The 20324-nt window shown below is 36.9% G+C and carries 19 protein-coding genes; 12 read left to right on the forward strand and 7 right to left on the reverse strand.

From position 1 onward, the window contains the following. Positions 1–9: 9 nt before the first annotated feature. The 4 genes from metQ to B0E34_RS06890 form a co-directional block, all read right to left on the reverse strand. On the reverse strand, positions 10–822 hold the full coding sequence (metQ, locus tag B0E34_RS06875; protein ID WP_087708107.1) for a methionine ABC transporter substrate-binding lipoprotein MetQ: 813 nt from the start codon (positions 820–822) through the stop codon (positions 10–12). A gap of 325 nt (positions 823–1147) precedes the next feature. Continuing rightward, on the reverse strand, positions 1148–1804 hold the full coding sequence (metI, locus tag B0E34_RS06880) for a methionine ABC transporter permease MetI (protein WP_087708108.1): 657 nt from the start codon (positions 1802–1804) through the stop codon (positions 1148–1150). After that, the gene (locus B0E34_RS06885; protein ID WP_087708110.1) at positions 1797–2825 is read right to left on the reverse strand and encodes a methionine ABC transporter ATP-binding protein; all 1029 of its coding nucleotides are present in this window, start codon (positions 2823–2825) and stop codon (positions 1797–1799) included. The genes metI and B0E34_RS06885 overlap by 8 nt, the downstream gene beginning before the upstream one ends. Positions 2826–2839: 14 nt before the next feature. Continuing rightward, positions 2840–3841 carry an EamA family transporter gene (locus tag B0E34_RS06890; protein WP_087708112.1) on the reverse strand — a complete coding sequence of 334 codons (1002 nt, stop codon included), beginning with the start codon at positions 3839–3841 and terminating at the stop codon, positions 2840–2842. Between the two features lie 594 nt (positions 3842–4435). Here B0E34_RS06890 and B0E34_RS06895 point away from each other — a divergent pair. Together B0E34_RS06895 and B0E34_RS06900 are read left to right on the forward strand one after the other, a co-directional pair. Continuing rightward, a complete protein-coding gene (locus B0E34_RS06895) occupies positions 4436–4732 on the forward strand; it encodes a GNAT family N-acetyltransferase (protein WP_087708114.1) in 297 nt (98 codons plus the stop codon). 41 nt (positions 4733–4773) lie between these two features. Continuing rightward, the gene (locus B0E34_RS06900; RefSeq protein WP_087708116.1) at positions 4774–5802 is read left to right on the forward strand and encodes a pirin family protein; all 1029 of its coding nucleotides are present in this window, start codon (positions 4774–4776) and stop codon (positions 5800–5802) included. Positions 5803–5850: 48 nt separating this feature from the next. Here the strand turns inward: B0E34_RS06900 and B0E34_RS21715 are convergent, their stop codons facing one another. Next, positions 5851–5985 carry a hypothetical protein gene (locus B0E34_RS21715; protein WP_262484737.1) on the reverse strand — a complete coding sequence of 45 codons (135 nt, stop codon included), beginning with the start codon at positions 5983–5985 and terminating at the stop codon, positions 5851–5853. A 721-nt stretch (positions 5986–6706) separates the two neighbouring features. On the opposite strand from B0E34_RS21715, the gene B0E34_RS06905 reads away from it, so the two are divergent. The 5 genes from B0E34_RS06905 (at position 6707) to B0E34_RS06925 (ending at position 13226) form a co-directional block, all read left to right on the forward strand. After that, positions 6707–8833, forward strand: coding sequence for a type IA DNA topoisomerase (locus tag B0E34_RS06905; RefSeq protein ID WP_087708117.1), 2127 nt, complete (start codon positions 6707–6709; stop codon positions 8831–8833). A gap of 473 nt (positions 8834–9306) precedes the next feature. Next, on the forward strand, positions 9307–9729 hold the full coding sequence (locus B0E34_RS06910; protein WP_087708119.1) for a PaaI family thioesterase: 423 nt from the start codon (positions 9307–9309) through the stop codon (positions 9727–9729). Between the two features lie 67 nt (positions 9730–9796). Further along, the gene (locus tag B0E34_RS06915) at positions 9797–10141 is read left to right on the forward strand and encodes a phage holin family protein (RefSeq protein WP_076394950.1); all 345 of its coding nucleotides are present in this window, start codon (positions 9797–9799) and stop codon (positions 10139–10141) included. 156 nt (positions 10142–10297) lie between these two features. Further along, positions 10298–12292, forward strand: a complete 1995-nt coding sequence (locus tag B0E34_RS06920) for a S9 family peptidase (RefSeq protein WP_087708121.1) — start codon at positions 10298–10300, stop codon at positions 12290–12292. A 442-nt stretch (positions 12293–12734) separates the two neighbouring features. Continuing rightward, on the forward strand, positions 12735–13226 hold the full coding sequence (locus tag B0E34_RS06925) for a DNA-deoxyinosine glycosylase (RefSeq protein WP_087708123.1): 492 nt from the start codon (positions 12735–12737) through the stop codon (positions 13224–13226). A gap of 49 nt (positions 13227–13275) precedes the next feature. Here the strand turns inward: B0E34_RS06925 and B0E34_RS06930 are convergent, their stop codons facing one another. After that, positions 13276–13968 (reverse strand): AIM24 family protein, encoded by a 693-nt coding sequence (locus B0E34_RS06930; protein WP_076394991.1) that lies wholly within the window; start codon positions 13966–13968, stop codon positions 13276–13278. 450 nt (positions 13969–14418) lie between these two features. Between B0E34_RS06930 and queA the strand changes: the two genes are divergently transcribed. From queA to B0E34_RS06955, 5 genes are all read left to right on the forward strand, one after another. Next, the gene (gene queA / locus B0E34_RS06935; RefSeq protein WP_087708125.1) at positions 14419–15468 is read left to right on the forward strand and encodes a tRNA preQ1(34) S-adenosylmethionine ribosyltransferase-isomerase QueA; all 1050 of its coding nucleotides are present in this window, start codon (positions 14419–14421) and stop codon (positions 15466–15468) included. An 89-nt stretch (positions 15469–15557) separates the two neighbouring features. Then, positions 15558–16592, forward strand: a complete 1035-nt coding sequence (gene rlmN / locus B0E34_RS06940) for a dual-specificity RNA methyltransferase RlmN (RefSeq protein WP_087708127.1) — start codon at positions 15558–15560, stop codon at positions 16590–16592. A gap of 76 nt (positions 16593–16668) precedes the next feature. Further along, on the forward strand, positions 16669–17607 hold the full coding sequence (locus B0E34_RS06945) for a sterol desaturase family protein (protein WP_087708128.1): 939 nt from the start codon (positions 16669–16671) through the stop codon (positions 17605–17607). 429 nt (positions 17608–18036) lie between these two features. Next, complete coding sequence (locus tag B0E34_RS06950) at positions 18037–18915, forward strand: hypothetical protein (RefSeq protein ID WP_087708130.1); 879 nt, start codon at positions 18037–18039, stop codon at positions 18913–18915. 69 nt (positions 18916–18984) lie between these two features. Further along, positions 18985–19962: a polyprenyl synthetase family protein gene (locus B0E34_RS06955; protein WP_087708132.1), complete on the forward strand. Its 978-nt coding sequence runs from the start codon at positions 18985–18987 to the stop codon at positions 19960–19962. Positions 19963–20021: 59 nt separating this feature from the next. On the opposite strand, the gene B0E34_RS21285 is transcribed toward B0E34_RS06955, so the two are convergent. After that, a complete protein-coding gene (locus B0E34_RS21285) occupies positions 20022–20171 on the reverse strand; it encodes a hypothetical protein (protein WP_165762961.1) in 150 nt (49 codons plus the stop codon). Positions 20172–20324 lie beyond the last annotated feature (153 nt).

Here is a 20324-nt window from a genome sequence, read left to right on the forward strand (position 1 = left end):
TTCACCAAATCAGTTCCAGCCTTTTACAGCACCGCCTTTGAAAATTTCCTCTGCCTTCTTCACTACTTCGTCAGACTCATAGGCTTTTACGAAATTTTTCACCTTTTCGGACGTCTTGTTATCTTCTCTGGAAACAATTACATTTACATAAGGAGAATCTTTATCTTCTTTAAAAATTCCTTGTTTATCGGCATCCAATCCCGCCTGCGCAGCAAAATTATTGTTGATAATGGCAATCACCACTTCTTTATCATCCAAAACTCTCGGCAGTTGCGGTGCTTCAATTTCAAGGATTTTTAACTGTTTAGGATTGGCAACAATATCCGTTACTTTCGGTAAAAGTCCGATGCCGTCTTTCAGTTTCAGCAATCCGTTTTTCTGTAAAAGAAGTAGGGAACGGCCGCCATTGGTGGGATCATTCGGAATTACAACTGTACTTCCGTTCTGAAGTTCATTTATGCTTTTAATTTTCTTTGAATACGCAACGATAGGGTAGACAAAAGTATTCCCGACAACCGCTAATTTATATCCTCTCTGTTTGGACTGTTCGGTTAAATATGGAACGTGCTGAAAAGCGTTGGCGTCAATATCGCCATTATTCAGAGCTTCATTGGGAACCACATAATCGTTAAAGGAAACCAGTTCTACTTCAAGATTGTATTTTTCCTTCGCTACTTTTTTCGCCACTTCGGCAATTTCCTGTTCCGGTCCTGAAGTGATTCCCACTTTTATAAAGTTCGGATCCTCTTTTTTGGATGAATTACAGCCGGTAAATGCTAACAAACCTGCTGCTAATAAACTTAAAATCTTTATTTTTTTCATTGTAAATTATTTTCTTTTAAAAAAAGGGCGAAAAGCAAAAAGGTTAGATTTTTTAAATTCTTTAATAAATAAAATATGGCTTTTACTCCTTTTTGCTGATTTTCGCCCGATTGATGGCTGAAATTTTCAAACCACCACACTATTTCACATTCACACTTATCACATGATTTTCAAAATACTCACACACACTCAAACTCACATACACTCTCTCTCAAACTCACATACATACTGTCTCAAACTCACATACATACTCTCTCAAACTCAAACACACTCTCACTCACACACACTCAAACCCTCCAACACAAAACCCTCCCACTCAAAAAACTCAACGATGATCAAACCTCTTCGCTAATCGGTCTCCCGAAAACTGGATGATGAAAACAATCGCAACCAGCAATCCCAACACAAGATTCATAATCACCGCATCATAACCGATGTAGCCGTACTGATAACCGATCTGTCCCAATCCTCCGGCTCCGACAGCACCTCCCATCGCAGAATAACCGACAAGCGTAATTAAGGTAATTGTTGCATTATTAATTAAGGAAGGAAGTGCTTCAGGCAACAGTATTTTTCTAATGATCTGAAACGGACTTGCTCCCAAAGCTCTTGCAGTTTCAATTAAACCATAAGGAACTTCCAGTAAGCTGTTTTCTACCAGTCTTGCAATAAAAGGAGCCGCTCCGATGCTTAAAGGAACCAAAGCTGCGTTTACTCCAATTGATGTTCCCACCAGACTTCTCGTGAAAGGAATCATCCACACAATTAAAATAATAAAAGGAATAGAACGGAAAATATTCACCAGAACAGATAAAATCCTGTTATAAATTACATTTTCCAAAAGCTGTCCTTTCCGCGTTAAAAACAATAGAATTCCGACAGGCAAACCCAGAACAAATCCGAAAAACCCCGAAACAAACGTCATAAAAACCGTCTCCCAAATTCCCTTTGATAAAAGAGAAATCACCGTATCACTAAGCATATCCTCTTACCGTATTTTGAATTTTATTCTGATTGAAATAATAAATGGCCTGCTGATTTTTCTCCTCTTCTCCCTGAAGCTGAAGCAATAGCTTTCCAAAATTGGAATCGCCTAAATATTCAACATCAGCTTTCAGCAGTTTGTATGGAATTTTATATTTATCGTAAACAATGGAAAGCAGTTCTTCCACCGATATATTTTCATTAAGCTCTACTTCCACCAATGGAAATAATCCGTCTTGTGGCTCTTGCTGTAGTTTTTTATTCAGTTCCTGTGGTATCGTCATAACACTAGAGTTTAAAAATTGTTTGATGATAGGATTTTCTTTGTTCGAGACAATCTCGCTTAAAGTTCCCTTAATTAATAGTTGACCTTTGTCGATTACCGCAACATGGTTACAAACCGTTTTGATGACTTCCATTTCGTGCGTAATCAGCAAAATCGTAATTCCAAGTCTCTGATTAATATCCCTCAACAATTGCAAAATCGATTGTGTGGTTGCAGGATCGAGCGCACTCGTCGCCTCATCACAGAGCAAGAGATAAGGATCATTTGCTAAAGCTCTTGCAATGGCAACCCTCTGTTTTTGTCCTCCCGAAAGACTTTTAGGATAATCATGAGCTTTCTCTTCCAGTCCTACGATTTTCAGCAGTTCATTCACTTTTTTATTAATTTCAGTTTTGCTGACATGATCCAGCTCTAACGGAAGCGCAATATTTTCAAAAACAGTTCTCGAAGAAAGCAGATTAAAATGCTGAAAAATCATCCCGATCTTTTTCCTTTCCTGTGCCAATTGTCTCGAATTTAATTTCGTAAAATCCTTTCCGTTAATCACGATTTCACCGCTGTCAGGTTTTTCAAGAAGATTCACCGTTCGGATTAAGGTACTTTTTCCCGCTCCCGAAAATCCGATGATTCCTACAATATCGCCCTGTTCAATCGTCAGACTTACATTATTCAGCGCCTTAAACGACTGTTTTTTCTGATGAAATGTTTTTGAAACATTCTTTATCTCTATCATTTTTTACTTAAATTTTATATTGGCTGATAAGGTCTTGCGTTTTTGTTCACGTGCCTTATCACTCTTCTTATTTTCACTTTAGACCGCTTGGAAAGCTTAAAATATTTAGTCACATTCGTTAAAAGAACTCCGGCAAGAATAACAATCAATCCGTAAAACTGGTTGATGTTAATGGTCTGATTCGCAACGATCCAACCCGCAATTACAGTAACAATAGGGTTGATGTAAGTATGCGTACTTACCAAAGCGGCAGGTTTTACAGACAAAAGCCAGATATACGAAAGGTAAGCGATAATTGATCCGAATACAATAAGGAAAAACAATCCTAACCAGGCGTTTAACGGTACTTTTACGATTGAAAAACCAGTCCATTCATTTCTGAAAAATGCAATAACCAATGAAGCAATACCCGCTGTTATAAGCTGTTGGGCAATATTCATAAAAGTTGAATGACCGGCCGGATTTTTCTTGGAATAAAGAGATCCTAAAACCCACGCTACGGAACTTAAGCCCAGAACAACAAATGCAATTACCCTGATTGAAGCATCTGCCGTTTGTATATGTGAGCCGGAAGTACTTACACTTCCGTTAAGAAATAAAATAAGCCCTGCAAACCCGATCACTAAACCTAAAGGAATAAACTTATCCGAAAAATAATAGCTCCAGTTTTTCTTATCAATGGCGATAAACCAGAATGGTCCGGTTGCAATAGCGATGGCTGCTTCAGAAGCGGTTACGTATTGTTCTCCCCACGCAACCAATCCCGTTCCTCCCGTAAGGATGAGAATTCCGGTGATGGCATTTTTTTTCCAGTTAATGGCAGAATTGGCTTTTTCACCTTTTACGAGCAGATATCCGATCATTATTATTCCTGCTCCCAAAAATCTGAACCCCGAAAGAATAAAAGGCGGAAATCCGTTTAACCCGAAAGAAATGGCGAGGAAAGTAATTCCCCATATTACATAAATATTGGTGAAGGCTATAGGAATCAGCCATTTGTTTTTATTAGTATTCATGATATTTTTTAATGTTGTTTTTAAAATAAAAAAGGCTCTACAACGTGGTAAAGCCTTTAGAAATATGTCATATAAAAGTAAGGTTAACCACAACAGGAATGAAGCATAGGCATACAGCAATACATCATCATAAAATGATTGATATGTTTTCTTACGCTGCTGTTCTTGAATTCTGCTTTCATTGTATTATTATATCCTGATTACGGTTGCAAATATAAAACATATTTTTTTATTAGTCCACTAAAAAAGTAGACTTTTTAGCAAATAAATTGATTTCTTGTTTTTAATATTTTGATTTTTAATGATTTAATTTTTGAAAATACTATCAATTTACCTGTGATTTCGCTCAAAAAAGCCAAATAATAGCTTTCAACTTCCTGTTGACGTTCCGAAAATCAAGCCTCCGCTGCGTGTAACACCTTCGCGAAAAAAAAATTTACAGCGATACAGGCAGAAAATTTATGTTTATCACGTTAAAAAAAATAATTCCCGGCTTCTTTCAGTTTAATCAAAATAAAGCCGATTTATTATCATACATCATGATCCGGCAAATTCAGGCTGCCTAATTTTACATCATCATTAAAAATCAAAATCATGGAAAGAACAGAAGTTGTTTTAGGAAATGTAAGAGGGGAGATTCAGCTTTTCTCAGACGAGAAAAAAGCAGGAAAAATGGACATCTCCGTCATTAAAGATAAACTAACGGTGTATCATACAGAAGTAAACGAAGAATTTGAAGGCAGAGGATTTGCAAAGATCCTGTTGGAAAAACTGGTGTCCTACGCAAGAGAAAATCAGCTCAAAATCGTACCGCTGTGTCCGTATGTTCACGCCCAGTTCAAACGCCGTCCCGACGAATACAGCGATGTATGGTTTAAAGAAGAACTGTAAAATTTTAAAATTGTAAACCATTAACTTTTAATTGAATCAAAATGAAAGCACTGAACTTTTTGGTAATCGGAAAGAATGTCGAAATTCTTGCAACCTTACAAAGAATTATCGAAAAAAATGATGGATGGAAGGCTGAAATTCTGAGTGATGAAAGCAAGAGTCAGGATTTTATCAAGAATAATCCCGTCGATATTGTTTTGCTGAGTTCCGGTCTGGAAGAACAGTTCGAAAAACAGATCAGTGTTTTTTGCAGAAATTTTGATGAAAATATAAAAGTAATACTACATTACGGTGGCGGAAGCGGATTGCTGTTCAACGAGGTGGAAAACAGTTTTGCAGCAGCAAAAAAGCCTGAAAACAGAGTCGTGCACCGCGCAGATTTAAGAGGAGTAACCAACGAACAGTGGCTGATCAGTAAAAAGACCTTCAGCTTCGGAGAATTTTATGATTCCGAAAAAATGCAGTTCGGCGCCTTAAGAGTATTGAATGATGATACCGTTGAAGCCGGAAAAGGCTTTGGAACGCATCCTCACGACAATATGGAAATTATCAGCATTGCACTGGAAGGAACCCTGATCCATCATGATAATCTGGGAAACCATAACGAAATAAAAGGCGGCGAAATTCAGGTGATGAGCGCCGGAACAGGATTAATGCACAGTGAATTCAGTAAAGATGAAGGCAATTTGGTTAAATTTCTGCAAATCTGGGTTTATCCCGATAAAAGAAATGTAAAGCCGAGATACGACCAGATGAAACTCGACAGAACGAAAAGCCAAAACAGATTTCAGCAGATCCTTTCACCCGATCCTCAAGACGACGGAATATGGATTCATCAGGAAGCATGGTTTCATCTCGGAGATTTTGAAAATACGGCTGAAACCCAATATCAGATAAAGAAAAAAGGAAACGGCGTCTACGTTTTCATCATCAAAGGAAGCGCAGAAATTGAAGGACAGAAACTGGAAGAAAGAGACGGCTTCGGAATTTGGGATATTTCCGAATTGAACATAAAATCTACATCAGAAGACACTGAGATTCTTCTCATGGAAGTTCCGATGGAAGTGTAGTGATATCGTGTGAATTGTTTTGAAGCTCTCTTTTTTAAGGGAGCTTTTTTAATTTCCGGGAAAGTTTGTCGCAGGGGTGCAGGAAGCTTTCGAGGTTCCCGGAAAGTCTCTTGCAGGGGTGAAACATACTTTCCCGGTTACCCGAAAAGCCGTTACAGTACTGTTTTGAATTTCTTCAGACAAATTTGTCTTTTAACTCTGAATTCTTTTCCGGCACATTTGTCATCCTGTAAGGATCTAAGCAAAATATTAGAAATACTGAAAAAATAAAATTTAAAATTCCAAAGCAAAGACAATGTAAAATTGTTCTATAAAAATAAACAAAGAAAAACAGATGCTAAAACACACGCTTCATCACAGATGAAATCTGCATAACTTTGCTTCCTCAAAATAAACACCATCATAAAAAAAAACTTTGCGTTTGAAAATGTCCAGCTTTCCGCCACATCTGTCATCGTGAAAAGATCTAAGCGAAGTATTAGAAATTCTGGAAAAAATAAAATTTAAAATTCCAAAGCAAAGACAATGTAAAATTGTTCTATAAAAAGAACCAAAGAAAAACGGATACTAAACACACGCTTCATCACAGATGAAATCTGCATAACTTTGCTTCCTCAAAATAAACACCATCATAAAAAAAAACTTTGCGTTTGAAAATACCCAACTTTCCTTCACATTTGTCATCGTGAAAAGATCTAAGCGAAGTAGTATAAATTCACACAAAATATTCGAGTATAGATTCCTCCGGAATGACAATCGATGACGTATCTATTTTCAAAAATTTAATTAATACCCTTCGTTTAAAAAAGTTCAGACAAGCTTATTTTCAACCAACAATTCGCAAATTAGCAAAATCCAAAAAAATTCCCGATTTTTGCCCTCTCCAAAAAATTCCGAGACATTCATGAAACTTTGTATTGCCGAAAAACCCAGTGTTGCCAGAGATATCGCCAAAGTATTGGGCGCCACCACGCCGAAACAGGGCTATATGGAAGGAAACGGCTATTGTGTAACATGGACTTTCGGGCATCTTTGTACCCTCAAAGAACCGCACGATTACGGTCCGCAGTACAAATCGTGGAATCTGTTTCTGCTGCCCATTATTCCCAATAATTTCGGGATCAAATTAATTCCCAACAAAGGCGTTGAAAATCAGTTTAAAGTTATTGAAAGATTAGTCGAAGAATGTGATGTGGTCATCAATTGCGGGGATGCCGGTCAGGAAGGAGAACTGATCCAGAGATGGGTTTTACAGAAAGCAAAATGCAACAAACCCATTCAGCGTTTGTGGATTTCATCCCTTACCGAAGAAGCGATTAAAGAAGGTTTTGCCAATCTAAAACCTGCCGAAGATTACAAAAATCTCTATCTCGCAGGAAACGCAAGAGCGATCGGAGATTGGTTGCTGGGAATTAATGCAACAAGACTTTTCACCAAAAAATTTGGCGGAAATAAAGCCGTTCTTTCCATCGGAAGAGTACAGACTCCCACTTTGGCAATGCTCGTTCAGCGTCAGAAAGAAATTGATGCTTTTAACACTGAAGAATATTGGGAACTGAAAACCAAATACCGCGAAGTTATTTTTAACGCCGCCATCGACCGTCTCAAAACATTGGAACGCGCAGAAAAAGGGCTGGAATATTTAAAACAGAATCCTTTCGAAATCGTTTCTTTTGAAATTAAAGAAGGAAAAGAAAAAAATCCGAGACTGTTTGATTTGACGGCACTTCAGGTGGAAGCCAACAAAAAATACGGCTATTCTGCGGAGAATACTTTAAATTATATTCAGAGTCTTTACGAGAAAAAGCACGTTACGTATCCGCGTGTGGATACAACCTATTTGTCTGAAAGTTTATATCCGAAAATCGAAGGAATTCTGAAGAAAATGTATTTCTATCAGGAACTTATCGCCCCTTTACTGGAAGCTCCGATTCCCAAATCGAAAGCGGTTTTTGATGATACCAAAGTAACAGATCACCACGCAATTATTCCGACGGAAGTTCCGCCTTCCCAGAATTTAAGCAGGGAAGAAAAGTTAGTTTATGATCTGGTTGCGAAACGTTTCATTGCCGTATTTTATCCCGAGTGTAAAATTTCCAATACTTTAGTAGAAGGAAAAGTAGGAACCATTCCTTTCAAAACCAGCGGAAGACAGGTTCTGGAACCGGGATGGAGAGCCGTTTATGCCAAAGAACCGAAAGAAGAACCCAACGATAAAGAAAAAGAAAAGGAAGAAGAACAGACCATTCCCGAATTTACGGTAGGAGAAACCGGACCGCATGATCCGATGATCCATCAGGGAAAAACGACTCCGCCAAAACCTTACACGGAAGCAACTCTGCTGAGAGCTATGGAAACCGCCGGAAAGCAGGTGGAAGATGATGAACTGCGCGAACTCCTGAAAAACAACGGTATCGGAAGACCTTCAACCCGCGCCAATATTATCGAAACCCTTTTCAAGCGGAAATATATCGAGAAGAAAAGAAAAAATCTCATCGCCACCCAAACCGGAATTCAACTGATTGACACCATTGAAGATGAATTGCTGAAAAGTCCCGAATTAACTGGAGAATGGGAACTGAAACTCCGAAAAATTGAAAAAGGAGAATATGAAGCCAATCATTTTAAGGAAGAACTGATCCAGATGGTGACGGAGCTTACTAAAAAAGTAGTCGACGGAAAAGGGAAAGTGATTTCTTTAGAAGAAGAGAAAGTGGAAGAGGTAAAAGAAAAGAAAAAACGCGAACCTGCCGTTAAAAAAGAACTTCAGTCGTGGGAAGAAACTAAATGCCCGAAATGCAAAGATCATCATTTAATGAAAGGAAAAACCGCTGTCGGATGTTCCGATTTTAAAAACTGCGGCTTTAAAGTTTCCTTTGAGATCTTCGGAAAAAAATTGTCGGACAAACAGCTAATGGATTTGGTCTTAAAAGGAAAAACCTCAAAATTAAAAGGCTTTACCACCCATCCCGAAAATGTGGCAGAAGGTGTTTTAGCGATGGATGAACAATTTCAGATTGTTTTAAACTAAGATTAAACACAAATACCACAAATTTTTCACGATTACCACAACGAAACATCAATAGGAGCGGACTTTAGTCCGCTTTCAAATTTTATCCAAAACAACGGCTTCAGCCAAAACATAATAATTCTTAACTACTTAAATATCCTTCATGGTTAAAATATTTGCGCCATTTGTGAAATCTATTCGTGTCATTTGTGTTTAAATAACTTCAGCCAAAACATAATAATTCTTAACCCCAAAAATATTCTTAATGGTTAAAATATTTGCGCCATTTGTGAAATCTATCCGTGCCATTTGTGTTTAAATAACTTCAGCCAAAACTCAATAATTCTTAACCTCTCAAACATCCTTCATGGTTAAAATATTTTCGCCATTTGTGAAATCTATCTGTGCCATTTGTGTTTAAATCAAAAGCAAACATAATATTTTCGCATTTATAAAAAAAATTGTGCAACTTGTATTCAAATTATAAACAAAAAATGACTCCCCATAAAAAACAGCTCATCACCGACAGTTTCAACCGCTCCGAAACATTAAAATTCTACAAAGCCGAACTTCTGGAAGTAGAAACCGACTTCATTTCCATGAAAATTCCGAAAATGGAACTCATGACAAGAAAAGCGGGAATGTTCAACGGAGCCATGATTGCTTCTTTGGTGGATGTTTCTTCCGGTTATGCTGCAGTAAGTCATTACGAAGAAGACTGTTATGTCGTAACCGTTGAATTGAAAGTCAATTATTTAAGACCAGCCATCGGAGACGCTTTAATTTCGAAATCTTATGTGATAAAAGGAGGTTCAAAGATCAGCGTGATCCGTACCGAAATTTATGTGGTAGATGAAGACGGAGCTTCCGAAAGTCACGTTGCCACGTCTTTGGTTACGATGATGAAGATCAGATAATTTTTTATAACAAGTGGAATAGCTTTTGCACAGGAACACGCATCAACAACATTAAAAAAATCATACTATGAACTTAATTATTCGACTTTTGGTAACGGCCATTGTTGCTTATCTTTTAACATGGATTTTACCGGGAGTACACTTTACAGGATTTGGCGGAGCGATCATTTTTGCCATCGTTTTAGGACTTTTAAACTTAATTGTGAAACCTGTTCTTAATATTTTAGGATTACCTTTAACGATCATTACATTGGGACTGTTCACTTTAGTAATCAATGCAATTATTATCCTGATCGCCGATTATTTTATAGACAGCATGATGGTAGACGGATTTTTATGGGCACTTATTTTCAGCATCCTGCTTTCCATCGTCAGCTCACTGGCAAACTCAATGTTTTCGGACGGAGATTAATTTAAAATTTAAAATGACATAAAAATCGCCTGTTAAAACGACAGGCGATTTTTTGTGCGCGTTTGTGTTTTAAAAATAGTTAACTTTGGCAATCTTTGAATTAAATAAAGACTTTATGATTGGATTGAATGATAAAGTCATAAAAAATGAATTAATATGAAACTTAAGTACAGTCTGCTGGCTTTGGCAGCTCCGCTCTTAATGAATGCACAACAACTAATGACGCCTGAAATTTTATGGACTTTGAAAAAAGTTGGGGTACAGGCAGTTTCTCCCGATCAGTCTTCGTTAATCTACAAAATAGGACAGACCGATCTTAAAACCGAAAAAACAAAAAGCGAGAACTATTTCCTGAATGTTCTGAACAATCAGTCCGTGAAAGTTGATTTAGGCAAAAAAGCACTGATTCAGTGGGATAAAAACGGATTGTATGCGCAGGAAGGTGATAAGATTTTCCTTTCAAAAGACAATGGTAAAACATGGACGGAGTTTTATACCATCGGTGAAGCAGACAACATTGTTATTTCTCCCGACGGTAAAAAAATAGCCTTCAGTAAGCAGGTTTTGGTGGAAAAAGTAATGGGAAAAGACAAATATTCCGATACTCCGAAAACCACGGCACAAGTTTATACAGATCTGAATCACAGACACTGGGATTATTTCAATGAAGGAAAGTATAATCACGTTTTCGTAGTAAATGTTTCAGATAAAGCAGATTCTGCAAAAGATTTACTGGAAGGGAAGATGTGGGATTCTCCGCAAAGACCTTTTGGCGGAGCAGAAGATTTCATCTGGAGCCCGGATTCTGCACAGCTTTTATATGTAACTAAACCGAAAAGCGGCAAAGAATACTCTACAAGCACAAACACAGATATTTTTGCATACGATCTTGCTTCAGGAACAACAAAAAATTTAACTGAATTTAATAAAGGATACGACGTTAATCCGAAATTCAGTCCGGATGGAAAATCACTTTTGTGGCAGAGTATGTCAAGAGACGGTTATGAAGCCGATAAAAATGATGTAAAAATCATGGATTGGAAATCCGGAAAAACAACAAACCTCACCGCAGGTTGGGACGAAAGTGTTTCCGGAGACGTTTTCTGGAGCGGAGATTCAAAAATGATCTATTTCACGGCAGCTTTCAGAGGAACAAAGCAGTTATTCTCTTTAGATCCTAAAAATGCTAAAGTGCAACAGATCACAAAAGGTGATTTTGATGTGAACGAAATTTTTGCCGATCAGAAAACTTCACTTTTGGTAGGAAGAACCGATATCAATCACGCCACAGATATTTTCTCTGTCAACCTTAAAAACGGAGAAATGAAGCAGGTTACGGAAGCCAATAAAGAAATGTATGCACAGTTAGCTCAGGGAAAATCTGAACTGAAAATGGTAAAAACTTCAGACGGAAAAGAAATGGGAGTGTGGTTCCATTATCCGCCAAACTTTGATCCGAACAAAAAATATCCAACCCTTGTTTATTGTCAGGGAGGTCCGCAATCTGCCTTAACGCAGTTCTTCAGCACAAGATGGAATTTTGCTCTAATGGCAGCTAACGGATACATCGTTGTTGCACCAAACAGAAGAGGAATGCCGGGTTGGGGAACAAAATGGAATGAAGAAATCTCAAGAGACTGGGGAGGACAACCAATGAGAGATTATTTGGCCGCAACAGATTACGCAAAAACTTTACCTTACGTTGACGGAAGCAGAGTTGCTGCTGTCGGAGCAAGTTATGGAGGATACAGCGTATTTATGTTAGCCGGAATTCACGAAAACAGATTCAAAACGTTCATCGCGCACGATGGATTATTTGATATGAAATCTTGGTATTTAACAACGGAAGAACTTTGGTTTGCGAACTGGGATTTAGGTTCACCATGGGAAAAACCACAGCCAAAAGCTTATACGGAATTCAACCCAAGCAATTTTGTTGATAAATGGAACAAACCGATCATGATCGTTCAGGGTGGAATCGACTTCAGAGTGCCTTACGAACAGGGACAGGAAGCATTTCAGGCAGCAAAACTGAGAGGTTTAAAATCTAAACTGGTTTATTTCCCGAATGAAAATCACTGGGTGCTGCATCCCCAAAACGGATTGGTTTGGCAGAGAGAATTCTTCGACTGGCTAAAAGAAACTTTATAAATATAATCTTCCCTTCCGAATTCCTCTCCTTTGGAGGGGTGGCAAAAATTCATAGAATTTTTGACGGGGTGGTTTAAACAGATACAAAAATCAACAGAAAACGGGCTTTTAGTCCGTTTTTTGTTTTTCGAAAATATGCTCATTGGCTGAGTGAAACGCCAGTGTGAACAAAAAATATTCGGTTTTATTTAAACTCATTTTAAATTTAACCGCAAAAGGGACAAACGACTATATTGTATTTATGTAAAGTATTCCAAAAGTCTGCAAAGAGAAAAAATCGTTGATTTTTTTTTAAACTTATGTACTCTTTTTTTCCATTTAAGTAGTAAACTTAAACAACTAAAATGTGATAATCTTTTGCATCTTTTGCGGTAAAGAAGTTTAGACAAGTTTTAAAAGAAGACCTTAGCGTTAAAAAAATAAAAAACTATAAATTTGATTTATGCAAAACAGAATATCCTCCTTTCCGCCAATCATCGACAACAATTCTAAAATCATCATTCTGGGATCAATTCCCGGTGTAAAATCGTTAGAAAAACAACAATATTACGGACATCCCCAAAACAAATTCTGGAAAATTATTTTTGAATTGCTCAACGAAGAATTTACAGAAGATTATGCTGAAAGAATCAATATTTTAAAGAAACACAATCTCGCACTTTGGGACGTTATCGATTCCTGCGAAAGAAAAGGAAGCCTCGATTCTGAAATTAAAAATGAAGAAGCCAACCAGATTGAAGAGCTTCTGGAAGATCATCCGAATATTAAAGCCATATTTTGCAATGGCGGAAAATCGTATAAAAATTTGCAGAAAATTTTAGGGAAAAATTACAAAATACCTGTATTTTTACTGCCTTCTACAAGTCCGCTTCATACGGTTTCTTTTGAAAAGAAACTGGAGGAATGGAAGAAGATTGTAGAATTTCTGAATTAAAATAGCAGGAATAAAAACTATCCCTGCTAAGATTTATTTGAAAAAATACTTACTTCTCAATTCTGTAAACCTCCTCATAAGGCTGAATCAGAACCCATCCATTCCCCGAAAATTTCATCTGGAATTCCTCACCGCTTCCTCTTCCAATCAGACTTTTGAAAGAAACGTTGGTTTTCAGTTCAGGAGAAAGGTTTCCGGACCATGCAACGGTAGCATTCGGATCTGTGAAAACCGGCGCATCCGGAGTTACCAGTAACGTTAAAGGCTCACCGTGAGTGGTAATAGCAATGTGTCCTGTTCCTGAAAGCTTTACCTGAAAAAGTCCGCCCGACATTACCCCTGCAATACTTTTTAGCATGGTAATATCGCTTTTAATACTTTGTTCATGCGCTAAAACATCGTTTCCGTTTACGCAGACCGCTTCATTATTTAGATAAAGAATACGAACTTTTTTACCTGAATCCGCAACGTACAGTTTTCCGGTTCCTTCGGCTTTCATCAATTTTGCGCCTTCGCCGCTGATGGCTTTTTTCAATAAATTTCCGATTCCTCCGGAAAGCATTCCCTGTCTTTCGAAATTAACGTTTCCGATATAGCCGACCATGCTTCCTGCCTTCGTCCAGACAGACTGATTGTTGAGGTTGATCTCTAGAAGAGAGGGTTTTTCCAGCTCGAAATAATCTCTTTCCATTGGATTTTCTTTCGTTTCGTTCACAAAAGATTCAATCGAATATTTGCTCATAGTGTAAATTTTTAATGTTCTCAAAAATAGCTTTTTTATGGCTTAAAAAATATCGGAAAATCACGGTTTTTTATTTCAATTAAAACTGATTTAAATACTTTGAATCTTTGTATTTCGAAAATAAGTGAAACGCCCTTGTTTATCTTGATTTCAATAATTTAAAATAAATTCTCTGTTTAGCCTCGCGTTTGAATAATCGAAAGACTAAACAAAATTCTTAAATAAAACTTTTTAATTTAAAGGAATACAAACACATTTCATTTAAAAAAGCAAATCAAAAATAAATATACTGTTGATTATTAGTTGATTGCGCGTATTTGAAAAATGTAAAAATAGTTAATTTAACATCTGTGTAAATAATACTTGACAAAGGGGTGTTTCATGTCGTATATTTGCACTCCGAAAATTACACCTTGTAATTTCAATAATTTTTAAACCGTAATTTAAAAAATGAAAACATCAGATTTTAATTTTGATCTTCCTGCAGAATTATTGGCAGAACACCCATCAGAGCACAGAGACGAAGCCAGACTAATGGTACTTGATAGAAAAACACAGACTATCGAGCACAAATTATTCAAGGATGTTGTGGATTATTTTGAGGAAGATGATTTATTTATCTTTAACAATACTAAAGTTTTTCCTGCACGTTTATACGGAAACAAAGAAAAAACAGGAGCAAAGATTGAAGTTTTCTTGTTGAGAGAGCTTGATAAAGAGACCCGTGTTTGGGATGTTTTGGTAGATCCTGCGAGAAAAATCAGAATTGGTAACAAATTATTCTTCACAGAAGACGAGTCTTTGGTTGCTGAAGTTATCGATAACACGACTTCAAGAGGAAGAACGTTGAGATTCTTATTCGACGGTTCTTACGAAGAATTCAGAGCTAAGTTGAAAGAATTAGGAGAAACTCCGCTTCCAAAATACATCAAAAGAGACGTTGAGCCTGAAGATGCAGAAAGATATCAGACGATTTATGCAAAAGTAGAAGGTGCGGTTGCAGCTCCTACAGCGGGTCTTCACTTTTCAAAGCACTTAATGAAGAGATTGGAGATCAAAGGAATTAATTTTGCTGAAGTTACACTTCATGTTGGTTTAGGAACTTTCAACCCAATTGAGGTAGAAGATCTTTCTAAGCATAAAATGGAGTCTGAAGAGATCTTTATTGATGAGAAAAACGCTCAGATCATCAACAACGCTGTTGATGCGAACAGAAGAGTTTGTGCCGTTGGAACGACTACGATGAGAACACTTGAAACTTCTGTTTCTTCAAATAAAAAAATCTCTGCATTCCACGGCTGGACAAATAAATTCATTTATCCGCCACACGATTTCGGAGTAGCCAACTGTATGATTACGAACTTCCACACGCCAAAATCTACATTAATTATGATGATTGCAGCGTTTGCAGGAAGAGATTTTGTAATGCATGCCTACGAAGAAGCCGTAAAAGAGAAATACAAATTCTACTCTTACGGAGACGCAATGCTAATTTTATAAGAACGGAATCTGGAAGTTGGGTGTTGGAAGTTTACAATTCGGCGCCCAATTTTTCTTCCATCTTCTGACATCTAACTTCCAACAATATAATGAAAGACATCAGAACTTTATCACTGGACCAGCTCAAAGAATACTTTGTTTCTTTGGGAGAGAAGCCGTTTCGTGCGAAACAGGTATATGACTGGTTGTGGAGTAAAAATCTTCACTCGATTGATGAAATGACGAATCTTTCAAAAACTCTTCGTGAGAGAATCGCGGAAGAGTATACCATCAATCCTGTTTCTGTAGATCTGCTTCAGAAAAGTACAGACGGAACCATTAAAAACGGAGTGAAATTGCACGACGGCTTATTGGTGGAATCTGTTCTTATTCCTACAGAAACCAGAACCACCGCTTGTGTTTCTTCACAGGTCGGATGTTCATTAAACTGCGAATTCTGTGCAACCGCAAGACTCAAAAGAATGAGAAATCTTGAAGTTGCCGAGATCGTGGATCAGGTTGCTTTAATCGACAGCCAGAGTAAAATGTATTTCGACAGACCGCTTTCCAATATTGTTTTTATGGGAATGGGAGAGCCGATGATGAATTACAAAAATGTAGTAGAAGCAATCAGAAAAATTACCCAGCCGGAAGGTTTGGGAATGTCTCCGAGAAGAATTACCGTTTCTACTTCCGGAATTCCGAAGATGATCAAAATGCTTGCTGATGAAGAACTGAAAGTGAAATTAGCTTTATCACTCCATTCCGCAATCGAAGTAAAACGTAATGAGATCATGCCTTTTTCCGATAAATTTCCTTTAACGGAAATCATGGAGTCTCTCCAGTATTGGTATAAAAAGACGGGTTCTGTCATTACTTTTGAATATTGTGTATGGAAAGGAATTAATGATGGCGATGAAGATATTAAAGCTTTGATCAAATACTGCAAGCAGGTTCCTTCTAAAGTTAATTTAATTCAGTACAACCCTATTGGCGACGGAAAATATGACCAGTGCAACAAACAGGCAGAGGAAAATTATATCCGTCAGCTTGAAAATGCAGGAATTGTATGCATGGTAAGAAAAAGCCGTGGCGGAGACATCGATGCAGCCTGCGGACAGCTTGCCAATAAATCTGCGGATTAAAATTTTATTAAAAAAATCAATAATTTTTCTTAACGTTTTCCTAAAATCATAAATTTGTACCACAAATTTATAGGTGATGATGGAGTTCTTTACAGGTGAAAATGGATTGGAAAGCGTTTATGCTTGGTCAATTCCTGTTCATGCCACAATTATTTTAGCCGAAATAATTTACAGTCATGTTTCGGAGGCTAAATTATACGATAAAAAAGATGTGGCAACGAGCGTTTTTCTGGCATTAATGAATTTCGGACTGGATTTATTGATGAAGGCTTTTGCAATGGGAGTCATGTTCTTCTTTTACAATCTTAGATTTTTCTCGTGGGATTTTACGATCTGGTACTGGCTGATTTGCTTTGTGGTAACGGATTTTGCATATTACGTTCTCCATTATGTAGATCATCATTCCAGAGCATTCTGGGCGGTTCATATTACGCACCACAACTCAGAATATTTCAATTTAACAACAGGTTTCAGAAGTCCGGTTTTACAGCCGCTTTACCGATATTTATACTTTTCGCCACTGGCATTTTTAGGATTCAATCCATGGCACATTATGGTGGTGTATGCAATCGGTCAGGTATATGGAACGTGGGTTCACACCCAGACTGTGAAAAGTATGGGCTTCCTTGAGTATATTTTGGTAACGCCTTCTCATCACCGTGTTCATCATGCGTGCAACATCAAATATCTTGACAGAAATATGGGAATGTGTCTTATTATCTGGGATAAAATTTTCGGAACTTTTGAAAAAGAAGACCCCAATGTTCCTGTGAAATATGGAATTTATCCAAAAATGCCCGATAATAAACCCGATACGGTTCTTCTGTACGAATGGAGAAAAATCTGGAAAGATATTAAACAGCCTGGATTAAAATTTTCCGATCGAATCAATTATATCTTCAATTCTCCCGGTTGGCGACACGATGGAACCGGAAAAACTGTGAGACAATATCAAAAAGATTACTGGGCAAGAAAGAATAAAAATAAAGATCAGGTTCAGAAAAAATCTGCTTAGTTTTTAAACGCAGACAACACAAATTTTACACGTATTTCACAAATATTTTAATTATTTGGATTTAAATATAATCTTAAGTCTGTTTAAACTTTTTATTTAACCGCAAAGATGAACTAAACGGTTATTTAGATTTTGATGATTATAAATAAGAAGGCCACAATAGTTTTTAAAAATCTTTGATTTTTATTCTTTTGAACGCTTTGATCATTTTAGAAATTCACTTTATCATTATCTTTTGCATCTTTTGTGGTGAATTCTGAAATTAGTTTAAATAAGTTGCGTTCGAAATTAAAAGCATAAAGTATTTAAATAAAACTTTTGCGATCTATCTGTTAAAAATAGATTCTTCCTTCGTCAGAATGATAGAGGAACCTCTAATTTTGTATAAAAAACTAGTATCATTTGTGTTTAAATAAATATTTTTACCTCATGAAAAAGCTTTTCCTCATACTTACCCTTACGATTTCTACCTTCTCATTTTCCCAGCAGGCTGATCTTTTTAAAATAAAAAAATACAGAATCACTTATCTGGATGATAAAATAAAAGAAACTTCCGGTTTAAGTTTAATGAACGGAAAACTGTATACTTTTAATGACAGCGGAAATTCTCCCGAACTTTTTGAGTTGGATAAATCGACAGGACAAATCATCGGCACGATACAAATCAACGGAAAAAATAAAGATTGGGAAGCACTTACAAACGATAGTAAAAACTTCTATATCGGAGATTTCGGAAACAACGGCGGAACAAGAAAAGACCTCGAAATTTATAAAGTTCCTTTTGAAAATAATTCATCAAAAAACGATTCGGTTAAATTAATTTCTTTTGAATATCCTGAACAGCAGAAATTTATTCCCAAATATTCCGAAACGGATTTCGATGCGGAAGCGATGATTTATCTGAATGGTAAAATTCATCTTTTTACGAAAGAGTGGGGTTCAAAATCAACAACACATTACCTTATCGATCCTGAAATTTCAGAAAAGCAGAAAGCTCAAAAAATCGAAAATTACAAGACCGGTTTTATGGTAACAGATGCTTCTTATTTTAATAAAAAGCTCTATTTAATAGGCTATACCAAGAAGACAGAAGTGTTTTTAGATATTTTTGATGAAGCAGAGCCTGGAATTTTTTTTAAACAAAATCCCAAACATTATTATCTCGGAAGCGCTTTATCCATTGGACAAATTGAAGGAATTGCCGTTGATGAAACAGGAATTTATATTTCAGGGGAAAAGTTTCATTCTCCGATTGGCGGAGGAAAACAAAGCCTTTATTTTATTCCGATAGATAAACTCAAAGATTAATTTCCCTTAAAATTGCCCGAAAAAAATTATCTTTGTGGGAATTAATAATTTATCTCTTATTCAAGGATTGTGGCGAACACTGTTGAAGAAATCAAGCGACCGATCAATGAGGAAATGAAACTTTTCGAGCAGAAGTTTTATGAATCCATGCAGAGCAAAGTACCTTTACTAGATAAAGTCACTCGTTTTATTGTTACCACAAAAGGAAAGCAGATGCGTCCGATGTTTGTCTTTCTCTGTGCAAAATTAGTTGGCGACGTCAACGAAAAAACGTATCGCGGAGCCTCCATGATCGAGCTGATTCACACCGCAACTCTGGTTCATGATGATGTGGTGGATGAAAGTTTTAAACGTCGTAATTTCTTTTCAATCAATGCGTTGTGGAAGAATAAAATTGCGGTTTTGGTAGGGGATTATCTTTTGTCAAAATCCGTTTTATTATCAACAGATCACAAGGATTATGATTTATTGGGAGTAATTTCAAGAACCATCCGCGAAATGTCTGAAGGCGAACTTCTTCAGTTGGAAAAAGCTAGAAAACTGGATATTACAGAAGAGGTTTATTATGAAATCATCCGTCAGAAAACAGCGACTTTAATTGCTGCGTGCTGTGAAATCGGCGTTTTGTCGAATAATGCAGATGAAGTTCTGGCTAAAAAAATGATGGATTTCGGAACCTATACCGGAATGGCTTTCCAGATCAAAGACGACCTTTTTGATTATTTAACTTCAAACGTTATTGGAAAACCTGTAGGAATTGATATTAAGGAGCAGAAAATGACGCTGCCTCTGATCCATACTTTGAAAACAGCAAACGAGAAAGACCGAAAATACTATTTCAATACCATTAAACGTTACAATAACGATCAGAAACGCGTAAAAGAGCTGATTAATTTTGTTAAAAGTTCCGGAGGTCTGGAGTATGCCATTACCATAATGAAAGACTTTCAGCAGAAAGCAATTGATATTCTGAACGAATTTCCCGATTCTGAAGCAAAAAAGTCATTGCGAATCATGCTGGATTATGTCATCGAAAGAAAATTTTAAAACAGATTTTTCAAAATAAAAAAAATCGGAATGTGCAAAACGTTCCGATTTTTTATTGGTTATATTTTCTGAATCGTAATATTGGTAACATTACCACTTCCTGTACTTCCTGTTTCCGAAGCTAAAACCGTACAGTTTTGATTAGGAGCTGCCGTAAAACGCACCTGATATCCTGCACTCGGTACAACAAGCATCGTCGTGTAGTTCATGAGTTCCCCAATTCTGACAGTGGCAGTAAGTGTAGGAGTATCTGCTCCTGCATAATGGCTTCCTCTCGCAAGATAATTAACGTGAATTCGGAGAAAAACATGAGGTGCTTAATGTCTAAAATTAATATTTTAGAATTGCACAAATACTAAAAC

Source organism: Chryseobacterium mucoviscidosis (assembly GCF_002177115.1).
GTDB classification, from domain to species: domain Bacteria; phylum Bacteroidota; class Bacteroidia; order Flavobacteriales; family Weeksellaceae; genus Chryseobacterium; species Chryseobacterium mucoviscidosis.

What these genes read in the sequence shown, in the direction of transcription:
- B0E34_RS06945 (WP_087708128.1), top strand. Translation starts at nt 16,669, where the DNA reads ATGATGGAGTTCTTTACAGGTGAAAATGGATTGGAAAGCGTTTATGCT.
- queA (WP_087708125.1), top strand. Translation starts at nt 14,419, where the DNA reads ATGAAAACATCAGATTTTAATTTTGATCTTCCTGCAGAATTATTGGCA.
- B0E34_RS06885 (WP_087708110.1), bottom strand. Translation starts at nt 2,825, where the DNA reads ATGATAGAGATAAAGAATGTTTCAAAAACATTTCATCAGAAAAAACAG.
- B0E34_RS06930 (WP_076394991.1), bottom strand. Translation starts at nt 13,968, where the DNA reads ATGAGCAAATATTCGATTGAATCTTTTGTGAACGAAACGAAAGAAAAT.
- rlmN (WP_087708127.1), top strand. Translation starts at nt 15,558, where the DNA reads ATGAAAGACATCAGAACTTTATCACTGGACCAGCTCAAAGAATACTTT.
- metI (WP_087708108.1), bottom strand. Translation starts at nt 1,804, where the DNA reads ATGCTTAGTGATACGGTGATTTCTCTTTTATCAAAGGGAATTTGGGAG.
- B0E34_RS06910 (WP_087708119.1), top strand. Translation starts at nt 9,307, where the DNA reads ATGACTCCCCATAAAAAACAGCTCATCACCGACAGTTTCAACCGCTCC.
- B0E34_RS06920 (WP_087708121.1), top strand. Translation starts at nt 10,298, where the DNA reads ATGAAACTTAAGTACAGTCTGCTGGCTTTGGCAGCTCCGCTCTTAATG.
- metQ (WP_087708107.1), bottom strand. Translation starts at nt 822, where the DNA reads ATGAAAAAAATAAAGATTTTAAGTTTATTAGCAGCAGGTTTGTTAGCA.
- B0E34_RS06900 (WP_087708116.1), top strand. Translation starts at nt 4,774, where the DNA reads ATGAAAGCACTGAACTTTTTGGTAATCGGAAAGAATGTCGAAATTCTT.
- B0E34_RS06925 (WP_087708123.1), top strand. Translation starts at nt 12,735, where the DNA reads ATGCAAAACAGAATATCCTCCTTTCCGCCAATCATCGACAACAATTCT.
- B0E34_RS06915 (WP_076394950.1), top strand. Translation starts at nt 9,797, where the DNA reads ATGAACTTAATTATTCGACTTTTGGTAACGGCCATTGTTGCTTATCTT.
- B0E34_RS21285 (WP_165762961.1), bottom strand. Translation starts at nt 20,171, where the DNA reads ATGAACTACACGACGATGCTTGTTGTACCGAGTGCAGGATATCAGGTG.
- B0E34_RS06895 (WP_087708114.1), top strand. Translation starts at nt 4,436, where the DNA reads ATGGAAAGAACAGAAGTTGTTTTAGGAAATGTAAGAGGGGAGATTCAG.
- B0E34_RS06905 (WP_087708117.1), top strand. Translation starts at nt 6,707, where the DNA reads ATGAAACTTTGTATTGCCGAAAAACCCAGTGTTGCCAGAGATATCGCC.
- B0E34_RS06890 (WP_087708112.1), bottom strand. Translation starts at nt 3,841, where the DNA reads ATGAATACTAATAAAAACAAATGGCTGATTCCTATAGCCTTCACCAAT.
- B0E34_RS06950 (WP_087708130.1), top strand. Translation starts at nt 18,037, where the DNA reads ATGAAAAAGCTTTTCCTCATACTTACCCTTACGATTTCTACCTTCTCA.